This window comes from Enterobacter cloacae complex sp. GF14B, from assembly GCF_004136805.1.
GTDB classification, from domain to species: Bacteria; Pseudomonadota; Gammaproteobacteria; order Enterobacterales; family Enterobacteriaceae; genus Enterobacter; species Enterobacter hormaechei_C.
Genome location: NZ_QFRV01000056.1, coordinates 1 through 17,226, shown reverse-complemented (window position 1 = coordinate 17,226; position 17,226 = coordinate 1). Strand labels below are relative to the sequence as shown.

Here is a 17,226-nt window from a genome sequence, read left to right as displayed (position 1 = left end):
ACCTAGAGGCCCCTTCAGGATATACCTGTAGTATCTACCTTATAACTGTTTCAGCTCAGCTAAAGTAGATACTGTAGCGAGGCGCTTTAATATTTGGAAGAAAACACCTAAAAATTATAATTTTTTATCGGAAAACACTTTTATGGCGAATGCTTGTCGTTTCGATATTTTCTGAAGTTATAATTTTTTCATTCGATAATATTTGAGAAAATGAGCCTCGCTTATACAGTAAAATTAGCGTGTCATCATACTCTGTATTTAAGGCATCACAGATTTCTGCCATATCATCAATATCCATAGCGCGTTTAAATGCATCCATCTGACCTGAAAGGTTATAAATGCTAAAGATACTTGCCATAACTCGTTTATCTTCAGTTTTTTCGCCACCACCAGGTTTTACAATATGGTTGAATTCGACTTCTTCACCTTGATCTAATCGCGATGTGAAAGAAAGGGCTCGTGATTTTGCACAGCTTGGAGTCCCATCATCATATGTGGCACCATTAACCCACTGAGCTTCTACCCAGTTTTGATGCTCACCTCTAAGAGCTCGTCCTTTTTTTCTATAGGGTCCTTCTTCGCTTAGAAGTTCTTTGCGGATGATTTCTATCGCATCTAATAACTCGTTATCATCGGTATAAGTTGAAAAATCAAAGTTCGGGTTACTTAACTTACCAGGCACGGAAATATACCCTTGCGTTAAGAAAGTAGCAGTATCATCAATTTTTGTTGTCACCTTGATTTCTGGTGCCGGAGCAACACTAGTTCCCCTGTCAAAACCTCTTATGTCGTAACGAGAACATATTTGTTCAAAGATCTGCTGGAGTCCTTCGAATTCCTTGGTGTCATCCTGAGATTCGAGGTGATCAAGTAGTTCACTATAAGCGCGAATGGCATCTAGATTAGTGTAGTGTTTAGCCCTTGTGTTTTGATGATAACCACAAGACCGGCCTATATTCGCTTGAACAACAGCTGCAATGTTGGCAATAGTACTATCCCAAGTATTGATTACTGCGTTTTTCATTTCCTGGCCAAAGTTTACTCCGGCCCTAAATCCAGCAACTGTAATGGCAATTAGTTTTTCATCAAATAATGTTGCAGTTTCAAATTCACGTCTGAAGTCATCGATAGAGCATAATTCATGATCATCAATTCCGACGAGCTTCTGGCCGATGATATAAATATGCTCAGCCTCTATGCCATTGTCGAGTAGAATTTGCCTGGCGAGGTTAGCTTGGCTACTCGGAACACGGATTAATGACCACCCTGCACCATCGTAGTCCTTAAACTGTCGGATAAATCGTTTACGTAATAGAGAGTCTTGACAAAAATCTCTATAATCTTCGTCAAGTTTTATTATTTGGTTATGGCAGTGCATTTGGCGAATACCATGGTATTCAGCGCTGGTTTTATGGAATACAAGAGAAGTATTGAAGTTATGGCGAAGTATCGAATCCCCTCCTACTGCATAAAGTGCGCTAAAGGGAGTTGCTGATATGAAAACAACCTTACATTCTTGATTTTCAAACTCTAAATAGTTGAATATCTTATCATAGCGTATGCTGTCACTACTGGAACCATAGTGACATTCATCAATAATGATGAGTTTGGGATTTTGGTGTCTGAATTGAGTTTTTATGATGATATCGAAATTGATAAAATTACTCACAACGACATTTTTACAGTATGATAGGTCCCGTTTGGCCTGCTCCTGCAAACTAATATCGCCCATCGTTACAAGATATAATGTGTCCTTTAGTAATTTACGATTACCAATCACCTCATCCGAAAGTGAAAGTCGCTGCAGTCCAGCAAGGGCGAGAGCAATACCTGATTTACCAGATTGCATTTCAGCAGCCAAAACTACTGCACGAGAGCCTGATAATAATTTAGAGAAAGTTTTATTTGCTGCTATTCGTTGATGCTCAAATGTTTGAGCTTCAAGTGTTTCTTTGACATATAGGCGATGTTTATTTTCAATATTCATAATGGGCTTGATGCTAGTTGACGAAAGGGGCTCCGAGGCACCATGAACTAGTAAGTAACATCTGTTTTATCGGAGAAATGGGATTCATTACTTAACTCCCCAGACTTTTCAGGTAGCTCATTGTGCTGTTTTTTAGCATTTGAGCGTTCAATGTCATATTCACCGCGTTTGTAGAGCACGATCAGAGTATCATCACGTTCAATACCAAAATAGTCGCACATATCCCAGACGTCTTCAGTTGTCATTATTATTTTTTTAACATTTCTTCGGGAAATATTGTAGATACTAAAAATCGTAGCGGTAACCAATTTGTTTTCAGACAGTTCACCTGAACCTGGAGCCACTACTCGGTTAAACTCAAGGAATTCACCATTGTCGAGCAATTGAGTATAGAACTTGGTTTTAGCCTTTTGCGTACCATCTGCTTGTGCTTTTTCGGGATTATTGAAGCTATCTCCATTAACCCAATGTGCTTTGATCCAGTTCTTTTTTTTGCCCCGCATAGCTCGATTGCCTTTGACACTAGGCGCACCTTTAGCCGTTAATTCGTTGCGTATGAGTTCAATTGCCTGTAGAAGGATTTTATCTTTAGTGTAGTGGCTAAAATCGGTGCCTTCTTGAAGTAATTTGGCCGGAACAGCAATATAACCATCGGTTTTATAGGTCTCAACATCACCAATAGGGCGACGACGTTTATACTTAATTGTTAGACCAACATCTAACCCATTTACATTGTATTCCTGACACACGTCTTCGAAGAACTCCCTTATTCCGTCAAAGTCTGATGCTGCATAGTCAGAGCAAGTTTGTTCCAGGTAACTGAGGATCGCGCCATAAGCCTCAGCTGCGTTTAAATTGGTGTAGTGCATGGAAGAATTATTACCATGATAACCACAGGCCCGGCCGATATTAGCCTGTACAACAGCAGCTACACTGGCAACAGTGCTGTCCCATGTTGAAATGAGGTTGTTTTTCATCATTGCGCCAAAATTAATTCCTGCCCTAGCTCCTGCAACAGTGATGGCTATCAATTTATCTTCAAACAGTAATGCATCATCGAATTCTTTTTTAAATCGTTCGATACTGCAATGTTCGTCTTCAGGAACACCACTTAGTGAATTGCCGAGTATATAGATTGAGTGCTTGTCTATGCCTTTAGAAATTAGGAATTGTTTTGCTTCCATAGCTAAGCCCGCGGGAACGCGCACCAGCGACCATCCCATCTCTTGATGAGCTAAAAATTGTTCAATGAAAGAATCTCGTTCTTGAGATGGGTATAAGAAATTTTTAGAATTGTCTTCTAACCCTATAACTTTTCCATTTCTGAGCATTTCTCGGACACCGTAGTATTCATCACTGGTTTTGTGGAACACTAAGCGGGTATTGAAGTCACGTCTTAGAATCGAGTCCTTGAGCGCATTATTTGCAATATCTCGTGCTTCCTGTAGCAATTGAATGTCATTGCTTTTTTCAGCTTCTTGTTGCAAGTCAATTGCATCCTGATATTCAGTGTCTGCGCCATACAACGCCCCAAATGGCGTAGCTGAAATAAATACAACTTTGCACTTGTCGTTCTCTTGTTCTAAGTAGTCAAATATTTTGCTGTAACGAACGGCAGATACATTCGAGCCATAATGGCATTCGTCAATAATAATAAGCTTAGGGGGATTACCTTTAAATTCTGCTTCTAGTGCTTTTTCAAAATTGACAAAGTTACTTACAACAACGTTTTTGGCCTCTTTGAGATCTTGCTCTGCTTGTTCTTTCAAAGCAGTATCTGGCATGGTTACTAGGTAAAGCGTGTCTTTAAGTTGCTTTCGGTCACATATATCCTGATCGTTCAAACTCAGCCTTTGAAGACAGCATAGTGCTAAGGCAATCCCAGATTTACCCGCTTGCATTTCTGCTGCTGTAACAACGGCTCTGACATTACCAGAGAGCGCTTCAAATGTTTTGGTCGCAGCATTAACTTGATGAGCATGAAGGCTATTGCTTTTGAGGAGTTCATAGACAAGATGTCGAAGTTTATTTGCTTTCTCAGTCAAGATTAATCCATGATTTTTATAGAATGGTTTGTGTCTGAGCGAATTATAACCGTTTTTTTGGGGAGATCAATTCACGTTACTTATAAAGAGCACCATTATTTCTCTCTCAGTAAAGGTATTAAAAATAATGACTAAACCCTGTGACCTGCCCCCAGTATTAGATACAACTATCAGTTAGTAATGGACTGACCCCGCCCCGGTACCTCAAAATTATTCTTGGGTAGCAGGTAATGCAGCCAAATCACTACACCACTGACCTTCTGGTAAAACCTTGTTGATGTGTTGCTGGATACCTTCTCTGGCCTGTTGGAACTTGCTGGTATCGGCAGAACTTGCCCGTTGGCAGTAGAGCGATGAGGCTTTACTTAACTGCTCAAGTGCTCTCAAGCGCCAGCCACGCCGCTCGGCATCACTACAACATCCAGCTAGACTATCCCGGCAGACTCTTAGCCGGGTGATGCGTAAACGGTATTCCGCCACTTTTACCGCGATCGTGTTCTCTGGTTGTTTCATTTTTGATTTTCCTTGTTTGACAGGTATGAGAAATACCCGGCAGGTGAGCTGCCGGGTATAAATGGAGTTGTGGAATTGTTGATTCACTATAGGTCGGAACGTTAAAGTTCCAGCGGCAGGTCCAGTCATGTCCGCGAGGGCATTATTTATCTCCGTACTACCGGTGTTAGTACAGGATGCAGAGCCAGTTGCGTAGCCGTAGGATCAGGGGTCTGACTTACGCGGACGCCCTGCCGCTGATCGTGGAGGAACATCATTGCAGCCGTATGCACACAAACCGTCCTTTTGTTCTTCCTTAGCCAGATAGCTCAGGACATGGCGAATATTCAAAATGCTGGCTGGATCGTTATACCTAACAGGAACGTCTATATTTACCGGATATTGCGGCTGGTATTGACATCTATATGCCCATCCTTCCCAACGAGTTATTTCATTCCACATCTTGCTCGCTTTAATGGCAAAAGGATAAGGCCTCTGTGTTTTTTGTCTGTCCAGCCAGAATACGACATGCGCATGGTATCTATGTCGTTCAGTCCATTCGACAACCCAGAAATAGCCCACCACACCTTTCTCTTTTGTCATTTTCTCCATTAGTACACGCAAGTCATGTTCAAGTGTTTGGTGATTTAAGTGTGAATACCTGGCACTCTTCTTTTTGTAGAAAAAATCCATACGTAATGCCAAAAGGCATGAGTATCTGTTTATCATTTCATCGATGTGTGCATTGAGAACTGAAGCTAGGAACCAGTCTTCATTAAAATTTCTATCTGAATTTTTGAGCATGATTATTCCACTTCTGATGATGAGAGAGGTCAGTGCAAGCACTAAGTTCGTGATGTTTCATGCAATACTTTTCTTTAAGGTAATGCTGAGCTGATACTTAAATTAATTATTGCTTTAAAGATGAGGCTGGTTGTTGCAATAGTATTTGCGAGGGTGTTTAAAAGAGACATTGATAGTAAGCGGTGAATATAAGAACAAATGAGAGTGAGTATAATTATATTAAAAACCTATATTAAATTACGTAACCTTCCTGTGTTAAACACCAACATTAAATATTCTAACCTCGAGATGCTTGTATTCTTTCCAGCATCCATTTTTCCACTTCGCTTTTTAGCCAGCGTGAACTGCGACCCAGTTTAATTGGTGCAGGGAACGCATTCTCTGAAATTAATCGGTAGAACCATTTGTCTGTCATGTTTGTATAGGCGGTGATGAACGTCATATCAACGAGCTGATCATTCAGTAAAGATGTGGTTGTCTGGGTGCTGGATGATATCGGATGAGTTTTGTTTGTCATGGAAATGCTCCCGCAATTTATAGTGATGTCGGGAGAGGGCCTGTTGCCATCGATGGAGGAACGGGCATCCTTCTCATACCATTAGCTGATAAGTAGAAAATTACATCAGCTGGTTTTCACCAGCTAGTAGTGCTGTCAGTGCATAACGTGTCCGGCTCTGTAACGTCTGATAATAAGAACAGAACTGCCGTGAGCTACGTTCGCGGAGCATGTGACAATGTAAAACATAGTGAATGCCTGCCACAAATTTCTGTATGCTGTACAAGTTTTATGAATGATCATTTTTACCTGGCAAACCGCTGAAAGTCCCTTTTTTTAGAGGTTATCGTCGATTTTACTCTTACAAAAAACTTACAATTTTCGAGCTATTTTCATTCAAAATGAAAACTTGTTTACTTCATAATCGATTCATTGTAAGTACTATTTATGGTGGATTTTACTACAGGAGGTAACGGTGATTGATAGTGATAATGAGAACTATTATCTAAAAAGGATTGGTAAACTGGGCGCTGAAGAATTAGCAAGGCCAGAAGAATCTCCTTATGAGGGAGTGAACCGCTTTACCAGTCCTGAGAGCAAATTTAGTGTCGATTCTTTGCCAGAAGACGAGTCTGCGCAGGCAGCCGAGGATTGTGATATTGAAGACAGGACAGGAGAAACGGCCTCAGGCAATCCGATATCTGAAAGCAGCAAAAACGCCACTGGGGCTGATGAAGCTATTAAGCGTTTGATGCAAAATATACAGGCTGGGGAAAAACGCAATGTTAAAAGTAAAAGTCTTCATGGTGGAGATTCTTCATGTCTACAAGACGTCGATTTAAAGTGGTTGAAGGGGGCGGTTAATTCACGTGCTATTTTTTGGTTTTGGGCGTATATACGAAAAGCCTCTGCGCGGGAGCTTTGTTTACCTGAAAACACTGCGGGGTTAATTCCGGAGTGGGATCGAAAAGAGGAAAACTTATACTCTTTTTTCAGACTCCCTGGTAATCCAACTAGTTCAGCTGAAAGAAGCCGGGTGATTATTACCTTCATGAATGAACTTTCTTGTTCCCTCAGTCCAGAACAAAGTAAGAAAACATTCGATTATATTCGTGGTATCTGGCTTGTTTTTAATAGTCAGGTTCAAAGCCCCAAATGGTTAAAGAAAAATGATAACGAAGCCATTGAGTGGGCGTGGTCATATTTGTCAAAGAAAAAGGATATAAAAAGAAATGTTCTGTCATGGTTCAAACCAGCAGATCTTAATGAGCGATATATTGGTGTAATGGGCGCGATTGATTGCTGGGCCATCCCGAATAAATTGGATGTGGGAAATTATAGAAAATTTCTGGATGACAAAGATGCACTTCTAAAAAATATGAGGAATTCCTTTAAGCAACGAAAAAGAAGGTCTGGAAAAAATGATTTGACAATCTCTGCCAAAGCCAGCAAGGAATTATCTGAGTTAGCAGTGGCACTTGATAAAAAAGAGATTAGAGTTATTGAAAAACTTATTCGTGATGAGTATCTAAGATATAAAAGCAAGCTTTTTGATTACAAAAATCCATCATAAATAGGTAACGATAACTCCAAAAAATATAACGCCTACATTACTCATGTGAGTCGCCGGGAGAAAAATTTCCCGGCATAGTTTTTTCACAGGAGTAAATCATGCCTCAAATCCCCGATCCGCAGGATACCAGTGATGCGGTGCGTACCTGTCTCAATCTCTTACCCCGGCAAGCTACTGAACGTATTCTGTCCCGCCTCAAGGAGGCGATTAACTATGAACCCGTTATAGGCATCATGGGCAAAAGTGGTGCGGGCAAGAGTTCATTATGCAACGCGCTTTTTCAGCAACCCGTCTGTCTGACCAGTAATTTGCTAGGCTGCACCCGGGAACCCCAGCGTCTGTTACTCACCGTTGGTGAGCGCAGCATGACACTGGTGGATTTGCCTGGGGTGGGCGAGACACCGGAATACGACGAGGAATATCTGGCGCTCTATAAGGCGTTGCTGGTAGAGCTGGATTTGATTATCTGGGTACTGCGTGCCGATGACCGTGCCCGGGCAACGGATATCACGGCATACAGGGCACTGATGGAAGCCGGTGCCGACCCTTCACGTTTCCTGTTTGTACTGACTCAGGCCGACCGTATTCCACCCCTCAGGGATGATGAGCCCTGGCAGGCATCACCTTCTTCTGAGCAATGCCTTTCACTGGCTGCAGTCAGTGCGCAGGTTGCCGGTCAGTTGCCGTCCTCTTTCCCGGTCATGGCTGTCTCTGCACATACCGGCTATAACCTGCCCGCCCTGGTGGAGTTGATTGTGCATGCCTTGCCCGTACAGGCCAGCAGTGCCGTGTATTGCCAGCTGAAACCAGAGCATCAGACCCCGGACACTGACGCCGCTGTACGGCAGCAGTTCGGCGAGGCTGCGGGTAAGGCTTTTGACACGGTGATTAATCCTGACCACCTGCCTTCTGTATGGACTGCTCTGTTAAGGAGTATCCGACAAAAGTTAGTGCAACTTGCCACGGCAATATGGGACCGAATATTTGGCTGAAATCCGCCGCTTTACCCTCTCAATTACCACATTCAAAAAACAGTATATTGATCTGTAAAAACGATCGATAATGGAATATCGATCGTTTTTATCTATTAAAATATCGATGTATAAGCCCCCTATTGATCGCTTTTACCTATCAAAGCAAAGGGATATTTCTTTCTCAAAAGTGTTCATGAGCACGACGAACAGGGACGTTGACGTGATGGTCCGGATACAAAGATACATCAGGTTCTGTGTACCGCGTCCCCCGTTGCTGCTTCTGATTCATTAATAAGGTGACATATGAAAATTCAGACCGTGATTGCACTTGTTTTGTCAGCCATTTCGATTTCTGCTCAGGCGGGTCACTGGGCTGTTAAAAACGGCTGGTGCCAGACGCTGACCGATAATGGTCAGGCACTGGTGATGCTGAAAAACAACACCATTGGCATCTTTGGTCAGTTGCAGGGCTGCCCCAATGGGCCGCAGGAGCTGATGGGGAGTCGCATCAGTGTAAACGGCAATCTGGTACCCACGTCTCAGTTGTGCAACCAGCAAACAGGATTTAAGGCTGTTGAGGTTGAAGGCGGGCAGGCACCTGCAGCCGCCATAAAGGCAATTGCTTCGATTGCAGGTCAGGAAACATCGACCCTTCAGGTCTTTGGTGCGCAACTGACATTCACCCGTGGGGACATGATGACGGTCTGCCCGAAATACGTTTCTGGCCTTGCTGCCAGTGCTGGGAGTCGAGCGCCGGAGATTAACAAAGGCTCAGTCATGAAAGCGGCCAAAGAAGCGTACACGAAAGAGTATGACCGTGACACGGCTGAGGCCGCTGATTTTGGCAGCTACAAAGTGGAGGGAAATACTGTGGTTTATGTGGTCTACAATGCCGGGTATCGTACCTACGATAAGGTGGTGGTGACCGTTGGTGCTGATGGTAAGGCCACCGGTGCCAGGGTTGAATACCTGGGGCAATAACGTCTTATCGCCACGCCATTTTTAATGTTAAAGGCCATGTTCCTTCGGGAGCGTGGCCTTTTCTTTTTATACCGATAAACACACAAAGGAGTGAATTATGCGATTAGCATCCCGCTTTGGTGCGGTGAACCTTGTTCGCCGTGACCGTCCCTTAACCCGTGATGAACTTGCTCACTATGTTCCCAGCGTGTTCAGTGAGGAAAAGCATGAATCGCGCAGCGAGCGCTATACCTGCATCCCGACCATCACTCTGTTGGATAACCTGCAGCGCGAAGGTTTTCAGCCGTTCTTTGCCTGCCAGACCCGTGTGCGTAACCCCGACAAGCGGGAACACACCAAACATATGCTACGTCTGCGCCGCGAAGGGCAGATTACCGGTAAACAGGTGCCGGAAATTATCCTGCTTAACAGCCATGACGGTTCCAGTTCATACCAGATGCTGCCGGGACTGTTCCGATCGGTCTGTCAGAACGGACTGATTTGCGGCGAGAGCTTTGGAGAGGTGCGAGTGCCCCATAAGGGCAACGTGGTGGAAAAGGTTATCGAAGGGGCTTACGAGGTGCTTGGGGTGTTTGACAGGGTGGAGGAAAAACGCGATGCCATGCAGTCACTAATGCTTCCGCCGCCAGCACAACAAGCACTGGCAAAAGCTGCACTGACATATCGCTTTGGCGAGGAGCATCAGCCCGTGACGGAATCACAGCTATTGGCCCCTCGTCGCTGGCAGGATGAGTCCGGAGATCTCTGGACAACTTATCAGCGTATTCAGGAAAATCTGATTAAAGGCGGACTGGTGGGGAGAGCGGCAAACGGTAAGCGCGCAAATACCCGTGCCGTTAAGGGTATCGACAGCGACGTGAAGCTCAACCGCGCCCTGTGGGTGATGGCAGAGAACATGCTGTCATTGCTCGGTCAGTCCTGACATCGGAACGGAGATACATACTCGTGCATACCGAACCTGCTTTATCCCTCCCTGACGGTCCGTTTACCCGCCACAAGGCAACATCCCTCACAGAGCTATATAAGAACGTCGCTATCGAAGACGACCAGGGGACACATTTTCGTCTGATCGTACGCTATAACGGCACGATGGTCTGGCGGGCATGGAACTTCGAGCCAGAAGCCGGACGGTTACTTAACTGTTACATCACTTCTTACGGTATTCGTAAACCCTGACTGACTTAACGACCCCTTATTCCCGCCAGCCCTTACCGGCTGGCTTTTTTATTTCCGGAGATACTCACCATGAATATTGCACTCCCTGATACTTCTCTTGTTCCTGTCCCCATAACCGCCACGCTCATCCCTGATGAACAACGTCTCAGCTTCTGGCCTCAGCATTTCAGTACGGTTCCTCAGTGGATATTACTGGAGCCACGTGTCTTTAGCCAGATGGACGCGTTATGCGCGGACTACACCGGTGGCATCTGGAATTTCTTCACGCTTAGTAACGCTGGAGCCTTTATTGCCCCGGACGGTGACGAAGCATGGTCGCTGTTTAACGCCCTGAACGGCAACAACGCCATCCTCGGTAATGAAGCGGCAGGCATCGCGGTTTGTCTGCTGGCCTGGAACCACCACGCCTGGCATACGGGCAGTGTCGTGATGTGTGACCACTTTTATCGCCTGCGTGATTACGCCCTTCAGCACCCTGAATGCAGCGCCATTTTGCAGATTATTGACTGAGGGAAAAGGTATGACTGTCGAATTAACAGCGTCACCGGCACTGCCGGTGACAACCCGTCGTACGGTTCAGCGAGCACTTTCATTACTGGAGAAACATCTTCGTGAGCCGGGTGCATTGTTTACGTCCACTGCGGCGGTTCGAGACTGGCTGCGTCTGAAAATGACCGGCCTTGAGCGCGAGGTATTTATAGTGCTGTACCTGGATAACCAGCACCGTCTGCTGGAATGCGAAACACTGTTCAGCGGCACCATCAACAGTACGGAGGTGCATCCACGTGAAGTGGTGAAGTCGGCCCTGCGCCATAACGCGGCTGCCGTACTTCTGGCACACAACCATCCTTCCGGCGAAGCGGAGCCCAGCCTGGCTGACAGGCAAACCACCGACAGGCTGGTGAAGGCACTTTCGCTGGTTGAGGTCAGAGTGCTGGACCACTGTATTGTCGGGGGTATGGCTGTGAGTTCGTTTGCAGAACGTGGCTGGCTATAAAGGAGAATAAAAAATGTCATCAAATGACTTACAGCAATGGGGATTATGTCGCAGCATCTCACCGTGCTTTGGCGCAAGGCTCGTACAGGAGAGAAACCGCCTGCACTTTCTAGCTGACCGCGCCGGTTTTAACGGTCAGTTCACCGAAGAGCAGGCGCTGCGACTCGATCAGGCATTTCCTCTGATTATGAAGCAACTCGAGCTTATGCTCTCCACCGGTGAGCTAAATCCGCGCCACTCGCATTGTGTCACCCTTTACCACAATGGGCTGACCTGCGAAGCCGATACCCTTGGTAGTTACGGCTACGTATACATCGCCGTTTACCCCACTCATCGTTAACTACTTTCACAAGAGCAAATATGAAAACTCTACCTGCAACAACTCCGCAGGCGGCGAAGCTATATCTGTCCCCCGTGGCAGTGTGGCAAATGCTGCTTGCACGCCTGCTGGAACAACATTATGGCCTGACACTCAACGACACACCATTCAGTGATGAAACGGTAATTCAGGAACATATCGATGCCGGTATATCTTTGGCCGATGCCGTTAATTTTCTGGTGGAAAAGTACGGGCTGGTTCGTATTTATCGCAGGGGATTCAACTGGCAAGAACAGTCCCCATATCTGCGGGCGGTCGATATTCTGCGGGCGCGACAGGCAACTGGTTTATTGAAAAGAAATCGTATTAGCGCGGCACGGTGAACATTGGGAATAGCCTCCCTGATTCACATTGCAGTCTTACTAATTTACTCACTCCAAAAAGCACCTGCCGATGCTGGTTGGTGCTTTTACTTATATGGACGAAACATCATGCAAATTGAAGCTGTAATTTTAACTGGGCACATTATCGCAAGCACAATCCGGGAATGCTGGGTCGTCGTTGTTGATGGTTTTGACGCATACTACGAACAAGCTTATGATCCAGCATAATTTCTTTTCCTCATGAAGGGACTGGTATGGGCAACAGAATGTGGATGATCCGCGGTGACGGCGGCAAGCTCTATGACGATTTTCGCGATAAGCAAATTGTAGGCATCGGTTGGTCTCAGCTGGCTCCATTAGTCAAACCCGGCCTATCCCGAGCCCAGTTACTCGCCTTATACCAAGAGGCTGATCCCTTAACAAAGCTCGGAACAGCCCGTTCTGGCGCATCGCAGGTCTGGCGTTTTGTGAATGAGATCCAAAAGGGTGATTGGGTTATTACCTATTCGCCAGCCAACCGTACTTATTTGCTAGGCAAAGTTACTTCAGACTTCCAGTATCATCCTGAATGGGTGGAAGAGGGGATGGGTATCGCTCGGCAGGTTAAATGGAATACTCAAGAAATCGACCGCGATAGATTGTCTGTTGCTACCAAAAACACATTGGGTTCTACGCTGACGGTTTTCCAGCTTCCAGAATATGCGCTAGAAGAGCTTTTGCAGGATAAGAAACCCACTGTAGACGCTATTACTCATAATCTAACAGCGACAGATGAAGATGAGGTCGTTTCTGATCCGCTTCGCGATGTGGAGTCGTTGGCGCGTGAAGGTATTAAAGATCGAGTTAATGGGCTCGATCCGAAGGAGATGGAGTATTTGGTTGCAGGAGTTTTACGCAGCATGGGATATAAAACACAGGTGTCTCCTGTGGGTCCAGATCGTGGGAAGGATATCATCGCATCACCTGATGGATTTGGATTTGAGAATCCACGTATCGTCGTTGAGGTAAAACATCGCAGGGAGCAAATGGGGAGTCAGCAGATTCGCAGCTTTATTGGCGGCCGTCATCCAGAAGATCGTGGGCTTTATGTCAGTACGGGGGGCTTTACGAAAGATGCTCGCTATGAAGCCGACCGCTCACAGATACCTCTGACGCTCTGGACGCTAGACGATCTTGTCAGAGCCCTCATTGAAAACTATGAGCAGGTTGATATCGAAACCAAACTTTTGGTGCCTCTGAAGAAAACTTTCCTGCCTGCCTGAATCTTGCTTTGACTGCCATATCGGTGTTCTACTGGTATGGCTTTATATCCACTTGCAATGTCTATTTTTTATACGGATTTTAACTTGTGGGTACAAGTGCGGGTATAACTTTTTATTCCTGTTTATAAACTACATTGATATCAGTCTATTGGGTGTGAAATTCGAGTCCGGCCTTCGCACTCATCCTCTAAACACCTCTCTCCAATGCCACTCCACGAACCCCTCTCCTGGATAGTTCCCTTTCACCATTGGTAGCGCAATCTGCTTCCCGGCAAAATCCCAGAACAGCTGCCCAACAATCCCGCCCCCATTCACCGCCTCGGAAACCAGTATCCGCATACTCTCATCTAGTCCAATCGATCCCTTATCAAACGCCTTATGATGAATCGCACACAGCGCCAGCCCGTTTGGGATCTCACACGGTCCACCAAACTGCTTCCACTTGATATGCGCGGCTTCAAGACCAACAGAGGCGTTATCATGTCGCATGTTAAACCCGCAGATTGCGCACTCATAGTTATAAGCACGTAGCACCTGCTGCCGGAACAGCGGATCGCGAACCTTACGGATTTGCTGAATATTAAAGCCCATCTCATCCGCGATCTCTTCCTGAATGCTTTCAGGAAAGTGCGCTTCAAGGATCTGCTGCGCCAGCGAGCCGATCAGGTTTTTGTTCTTACTTAGCAGCGCAAAGTGTTCTTCATCAAACCCGCCTGCGACGTTATGTTCCACAAGTTCTTTAACAGGCGGTTGCTTACTGCCAATGGTCGAACAGAACTCAGTATTCTTCAGATCCCAAAATCCATCCCCTTTGAGCCTCCAGAAGGGCATATTTGGGTAATGCGCCTTCCTCTGTGGGCCAAAGCGTTCTAACAGGCTAAGCAGCTGCTCGTGGACCTCAGTTCCGTAATCAAACAGTCGCGCATGCCCCTGCTGATAGTTCGCCAGCACATACAGAAGCAATAAAGGCTTATGCGGCGCACGCTGTTTGCCTTTGTGCCAGATAGTGATGTCGGCAATAGCCTGTTCGAGAGTTTTGCTGGAAGCCATCGCGTTACGGAAGAAGGTAAATAATTGCGATGATGCTCGCAAAACCCAGACCAATCAACCCGTAACCAACAAAAATATGACCTTAATGAACCCAACCCTATTTCCTGAATCCTCCTCGCAAATTCCAAATTTACCCCACCCAAAACCGCTGTATTTATATTCAGCCCTGTATAATGAGCACCACAAATTACGCCGAACGGCAAAGAAAGTATCAAAGAGAATTTAACGAGGAATTCGCGATATGAAGGTGCTGCAACACCCCCATACCGCTAACCACAACCAACTATAACGGAGTTGAAAATGGCTGCGACGAATTTTAAGCCAGAGTTTACTGTTTGCAAAACAGAATCAGACGCTTTCACCGGCGTGATTGAAAACCGCGAGCTGGTACGCAAAAACAGCGCCCGCCGTCTTCACGGCAACCAGACCAACGCGGCACCCGTCCATCCCCGCGCGGAAACGCCGCAGGACAGTACAGCCTGCTGCGAACTTTATTCCCGCATAGATATGAAATACCTTCTTCTGGGCGGCGAGTGGTTAACCCGTGCAGGCTTTATCAACGGTATGCCGGTGAAAATCCGCGCCATGAAAGACTGCATTGTGATTACGCCGCAGCATACAAGAGAATTATGGGGATGCCTGGAAGGTATGAGTGTGGTGAATATAAATAAGCAGAAAGTCGCGCAGTGGCTGAAGACCTTTCCGGGAGCGCTGAATGATACAGGTGATGTTCCGGTGATTAAGCGTGGGAGTGGGAAGGCCGTTTAAACTCAAGACTAACGAGTGCGGGCATATGAGCACATGCCCGCACTATGCTAAAAATAACTCAATCATGATCTACCTGTTCTTTAACTGCCTTAACCAGCACAGCATGAAGCTCGCCAACGGTTAAATCGCGTATCACCGGTTCCTGAATGCCTCGCAACCTGCGAATCAGGCGGCAGATACCAAAGTAATCTATGCCCTCGGTGCTAAAAAGAAACTCGTTTTCAGCGAGGGAAAAAGTTTTCTCATAGCCATCTTCTTCAGTGACAAGCGTAACGCCAAACGCTTCCTCGCAGTCTTCTATCAGGGCATCGCCATCCATGCCGCAGATATCAAGGTCGGCTTCGATTAGGGTGTTCACATCAATGCGCTTGAGATGATGTCCAGAGGACTGACGCACAACCTCAATGACCTGCGAAAGAGTGGGGTACATTATGTTGGATTCCGTGGGTGAAGAAATGACGTAGACATTCATCAGTAGATCGAGTTAACGCCTGGGACTTATTATTGAAGGTACAAAGAAAATCAAAACAATCCACGCAAACATACCAATGATTTTTAACGGCCAGGGTTCGAATACATCAAAGCATACCATTGCGCCTATAACTAATAGTGGTCCTCCCAATAATTCCAGTATTCCTTCTAAGATAGATAACTTATGAGGTAATACACGATTTAGTAAAACGGCCATGAAATGTGCGCATCCTAAAGTGGTGATTATAGCTATAGTGCATTCTTTCCAGTTATCAGTGACGCCCACGCATATGAGGCATAACACAATCACAAAAACACAAAGTAACGTATTCAGCATGGAAATAATAAACTTACTCATAGCAGTTGCCGTGGCGTTTAAAATATTAAGAGTCTATGAATATAGCGCTCTTAACAGAATGACAAACGAAAATGGCTAATAATGCATTTAAGAATTTTTGTGCCTCGCTTATTTACGCAATAATCAAGTTAGCGGCTTCATGCCAGTCTCACGCATTCCACCGCTAAATCGACTTTAACTAAACACCGGCACCCCCAGCCCAACCTTCACCTCCCTCAACGTCCCTTGCGTCACCCCTTGCGCCCGTTCCGTCCCGCGCTTCAGCATCGCCATCAATTCCCCCTTATCCCGCAAATACATCGCCCTCCGCTCCCGCATCGGCGCAATCAACTCCTGCAGGCACGCTTCAAGCTCGTTCTTACATACCCGGTCACCCAGCCCGCCCGCCTGATAGTGCGCCTTCATCGCCGCCACTTTCTCCTTGTCAGGGTGAAACGCGTCGAGGTACGTAAACACCACGTTCCCCTCAATCTGCCCCGGGTCGCTCACCTTCAGGTGGTTCGGGTCGGTGTACATGGCGCTGACCGCACGGTGAATGGTCTCTTCACTGGCCGAAAGGTGCAGCGTGTTGCCCAGCGATTTCGACATCTTGGCACCGCCGTCGATGCCGGGCAGGCGACTGGTGTCGCTCAGCATCGCCTTACAGTGGCGCAGCACCGGGGCGGGCAGCAGGCTGTTCATCTTGAGCACAATCTCGTTGGTCTGCTCAATCATCGGCAGCTGGTCGTCGCCGACGGGCACGCACTCGGCCTTGAACGCGGTGATGTCCGCCGCCTGGCTGATGGGATAGGCCATAAACCCGACTGGCAGCGAGCGGGCGAAACCCTTCTGCACAATCTCGTTTTTCACCGTCGGGTTACGCTCCACGCGGGCGACGGTGACGATGTTCATATACAGCATCGTCAGCTCGGCGAGGGCGGGCAGGGCGGACTGCAGGCAGATCGTGGTCAGGCTCGGGTCGATGCCGGCGGCGAGGTAGTCGGCCAGCACTTCGGGGATGTTATCGCGGATCTTCTGCGGGTTGCTGCCGTTGTCGGTCAGCCCCTGCAGGTCGGCAATTAGCACAAACTGGTTGTGCGTGTGCTGGAGC

19 protein-coding genes are annotated in these 17,226 nt (G+C 46.5%); 11 read left to right on the top strand and 8 right to left on the bottom strand.

The genetic code is table 11. The features are described 5' to 3' along the window. Positions 1-124: 124 nt before the first annotated feature. The 5 genes from DD606_RS17155 to DD606_RS17135 form a co-directional block, all read right to left on the bottom strand. Entirely contained in the window at positions 125-1,987 is a 1,863-nt protein-coding gene (locus DD606_RS17155; RefSeq protein ID WP_129258916.1) for a DEAD/DEAH box helicase family protein, read from the bottom strand. A gap of 47 nt (positions 1,988-2,034) precedes the next feature. Then, the gene (locus DD606_RS17150) at positions 2,035-4,032 is read right to left on the bottom strand and encodes a DEAD/DEAH box helicase family protein (RefSeq protein WP_110875381.1); all 1,998 of its coding nucleotides are present in this window, start codon (positions 4,030-4,032) and stop codon (positions 2,035-2,037) included. 210 nt (positions 4,033-4,242) lie between these two features. After that, positions 4,243-4,545, bottom strand: coding sequence for a hypothetical protein (locus DD606_RS17145; RefSeq protein ID WP_101868456.1), 303 nt, complete (start codon positions 4,543-4,545; stop codon positions 4,243-4,245). A 204-nt stretch (positions 4,546-4,749) separates the two neighbouring features. Further along, on the bottom strand, positions 4,750-5,328 hold the full coding sequence (locus DD606_RS17140; protein ID WP_129258914.1) for an inovirus-type Gp2 protein: 579 nt from the start codon (positions 5,326-5,328) through the stop codon (positions 4,750-4,752). A 277-nt stretch (positions 5,329-5,605) separates the two neighbouring features. After that, on the bottom strand, positions 5,606-5,845 hold the full coding sequence (locus DD606_RS17135; RefSeq protein WP_101868460.1) for an AlpA family transcriptional regulator: 240 nt from the start codon (positions 5,843-5,845) through the stop codon (positions 5,606-5,608). Between the two features lie 454 nt (positions 5,846-6,299). Here DD606_RS17135 and DD606_RS17130 point away from each other — a divergent pair, with 454 nt between their 5' ends. The 10 genes from DD606_RS17130 (at position 6,300) to DD606_RS17080 (ending at position 13,489) form a co-directional block, all read left to right on the top strand. Beyond that, positions 6,300-7,397, top strand: a complete 1,098-nt coding sequence (locus DD606_RS17130) for a hypothetical protein (RefSeq protein ID WP_129258912.1) — start codon at positions 6,300-6,302, stop codon at positions 7,395-7,397. Positions 7,398-7,495: 98 nt separating this feature from the next. Beyond that, the gene (locus DD606_RS17125) at positions 7,496-8,389 is read left to right on the top strand and encodes a GTPase family protein (RefSeq protein ID WP_110875378.1); all 894 of its coding nucleotides are present in this window, start codon (positions 7,496-7,498) and stop codon (positions 8,387-8,389) included. A gap of 285 nt (positions 8,390-8,674) precedes the next feature. Then, a complete protein-coding gene (locus DD606_RS17120) occupies positions 8,675-9,352 on the top strand; it encodes a hypothetical protein (protein ID WP_129258911.1) in 678 nt (225 codons plus the stop codon). Between the two features lie 94 nt (positions 9,353-9,446). Further along, positions 9,447-10,274, top strand: coding sequence for a DUF932 domain-containing protein (locus DD606_RS17115; RefSeq protein WP_176691448.1), 828 nt, complete (start codon positions 9,447-9,449; stop codon positions 10,272-10,274). Positions 10,275-10,297: 23 nt separating this feature from the next. Beyond that, the gene (locus DD606_RS17110) at positions 10,298-10,528 is read left to right on the top strand and encodes a DUF905 domain-containing protein (RefSeq protein ID WP_110875375.1); all 231 of its coding nucleotides are present in this window, start codon (positions 10,298-10,300) and stop codon (positions 10,526-10,528) included. Between the two features lie 69 nt (positions 10,529-10,597). Then, positions 10,598-11,038 carry an antirestriction protein gene (locus DD606_RS17100; protein WP_164722475.1) on the top strand — a complete coding sequence of 147 codons (441 nt, stop codon included), beginning with the start codon at positions 10,598-10,600 and terminating at the stop codon, positions 11,036-11,038. Between the two features lie 10 nt (positions 11,039-11,048). Continuing rightward, entirely contained in the window at positions 11,049-11,525 is a 477-nt protein-coding gene (gene radC / locus DD606_RS17095; protein WP_101868584.1) for a DNA repair protein RadC, read from the top strand. Between the two features lie 13 nt (positions 11,526-11,538). After that, on the top strand, positions 11,539-11,865 hold the full coding sequence (locus DD606_RS17090) for a type IV toxin-antitoxin system YeeU family antitoxin (protein ID WP_023328857.1): 327 nt from the start codon (positions 11,539-11,541) through the stop codon (positions 11,863-11,865). Between the two features lie 20 nt (positions 11,866-11,885). Continuing rightward, positions 11,886-12,227, top strand: a complete 342-nt coding sequence (locus tag DD606_RS17085) for a TA system toxin CbtA family protein (RefSeq protein ID WP_110875373.1) — start codon at positions 11,886-11,888, stop codon at positions 12,225-12,227. A 254-nt stretch (positions 12,228-12,481) separates the two neighbouring features. After that, complete coding sequence (locus DD606_RS17080; RefSeq protein ID WP_023328859.1) at positions 12,482-13,489, top strand: restriction endonuclease; 1,008 nt, start codon at positions 12,482-12,484, stop codon at positions 13,487-13,489. Between the two features lie 180 nt (positions 13,490-13,669). Here DD606_RS17080 and DD606_RS17075 read toward each other — a convergent pair whose 3' ends face one another. Then, complete coding sequence (locus tag DD606_RS17075) at positions 13,670-14,539, bottom strand: phosphorothioated DNA-binding restriction endonuclease (protein WP_045894225.1); 870 nt, start codon at positions 14,537-14,539, stop codon at positions 13,670-13,672. Positions 14,540-14,839: 300 nt separating this feature from the next. Here DD606_RS17075 and DD606_RS17070 point away from each other — a divergent pair, with 300 nt between their 5' ends. Next, positions 14,840-15,307 (top strand): SymE family type I addiction module toxin, encoded by a 468-nt coding sequence (locus DD606_RS17070; RefSeq protein ID WP_072250299.1) that lies wholly within the window; start codon positions 14,840-14,842, stop codon positions 15,305-15,307. Positions 15,308-15,365: 58 nt separating this feature from the next. On the opposite strand, the gene DD606_RS17065 is transcribed toward DD606_RS17070, so the two are convergent. After that, positions 15,366-15,737 (bottom strand): hypothetical protein, encoded by a 372-nt coding sequence (locus tag DD606_RS17065; RefSeq protein ID WP_045894226.1) that lies wholly within the window; start codon positions 15,735-15,737, stop codon positions 15,366-15,368. A gap of 573 nt (positions 15,738-16,310) precedes the next feature. Then, the coding region (locus DD606_RS17055) for a tryptophan--tRNA ligase (protein ID WP_139158321.1) at positions 16,311-17,226 on the bottom strand (916 nt) is incomplete at its 5' end.

Coding starts and splice junctions, on each gene's coding strand:
- DD606_RS17155 (WP_129258916.1), bottom strand. CDS start 1,987: ATGAATATTGAAAATAAACATCGCCTATATGTCAAAGAAACACTTGAA.
- DD606_RS17145 (WP_101868456.1), bottom strand. CDS start 4,545: ATGAAACAACCAGAGAACACGATCGCGGTAAAAGTGGCGGAATACCGT.
- DD606_RS17140 (WP_129258914.1), bottom strand. CDS start 5,328: ATGCTCAAAAATTCAGATAGAAATTTTAATGAAGACTGGTTCCTAGCT.
- DD606_RS17135 (WP_101868460.1), bottom strand. CDS start 5,845: ATGACAAACAAAACTCATCCGATATCATCCAGCACCCAGACAACCACA.
- DD606_RS17125 (WP_110875378.1), top strand. CDS start 7,496: ATGCCTCAAATCCCCGATCCGCAGGATACCAGTGATGCGGTGCGTACC.
- DD606_RS17120 (WP_129258911.1), top strand. CDS start 8,675: ATGAAAATTCAGACCGTGATTGCACTTGTTTTGTCAGCCATTTCGATT.
- DD606_RS17100 (WP_164722475.1), top strand. CDS start 10,598: ATGAATATTGCACTCCCTGATACTTCTCTTGTTCCTGTCCCCATAACC.
- radC (WP_101868584.1), top strand. CDS start 11,049: ATGACTGTCGAATTAACAGCGTCACCGGCACTGCCGGTGACAACCCGT.
- DD606_RS17090 (WP_023328857.1), top strand. CDS start 11,539: ATGTCATCAAATGACTTACAGCAATGGGGATTATGTCGCAGCATCTCA.
- DD606_RS17085 (WP_110875373.1), top strand. CDS start 11,886: ATGAAAACTCTACCTGCAACAACTCCGCAGGCGGCGAAGCTATATCTG.
- DD606_RS17080 (WP_023328859.1), top strand. CDS start 12,482: ATGGGCAACAGAATGTGGATGATCCGCGGTGACGGCGGCAAGCTCTAT.
- DD606_RS17075 (WP_045894225.1), bottom strand. CDS start 14,539: ATGGCTTCCAGCAAAACTCTCGAACAGGCTATTGCCGACATCACTATC.
- DD606_RS17070 (WP_072250299.1), top strand. CDS start 14,840: ATGGCTGCGACGAATTTTAAGCCAGAGTTTACTGTTTGCAAAACAGAA.
- DD606_RS17065 (WP_045894226.1), bottom strand. CDS start 15,737: ATGTACCCCACTCTTTCGCAGGTCATTGAGGTTGTGCGTCAGTCCTCT.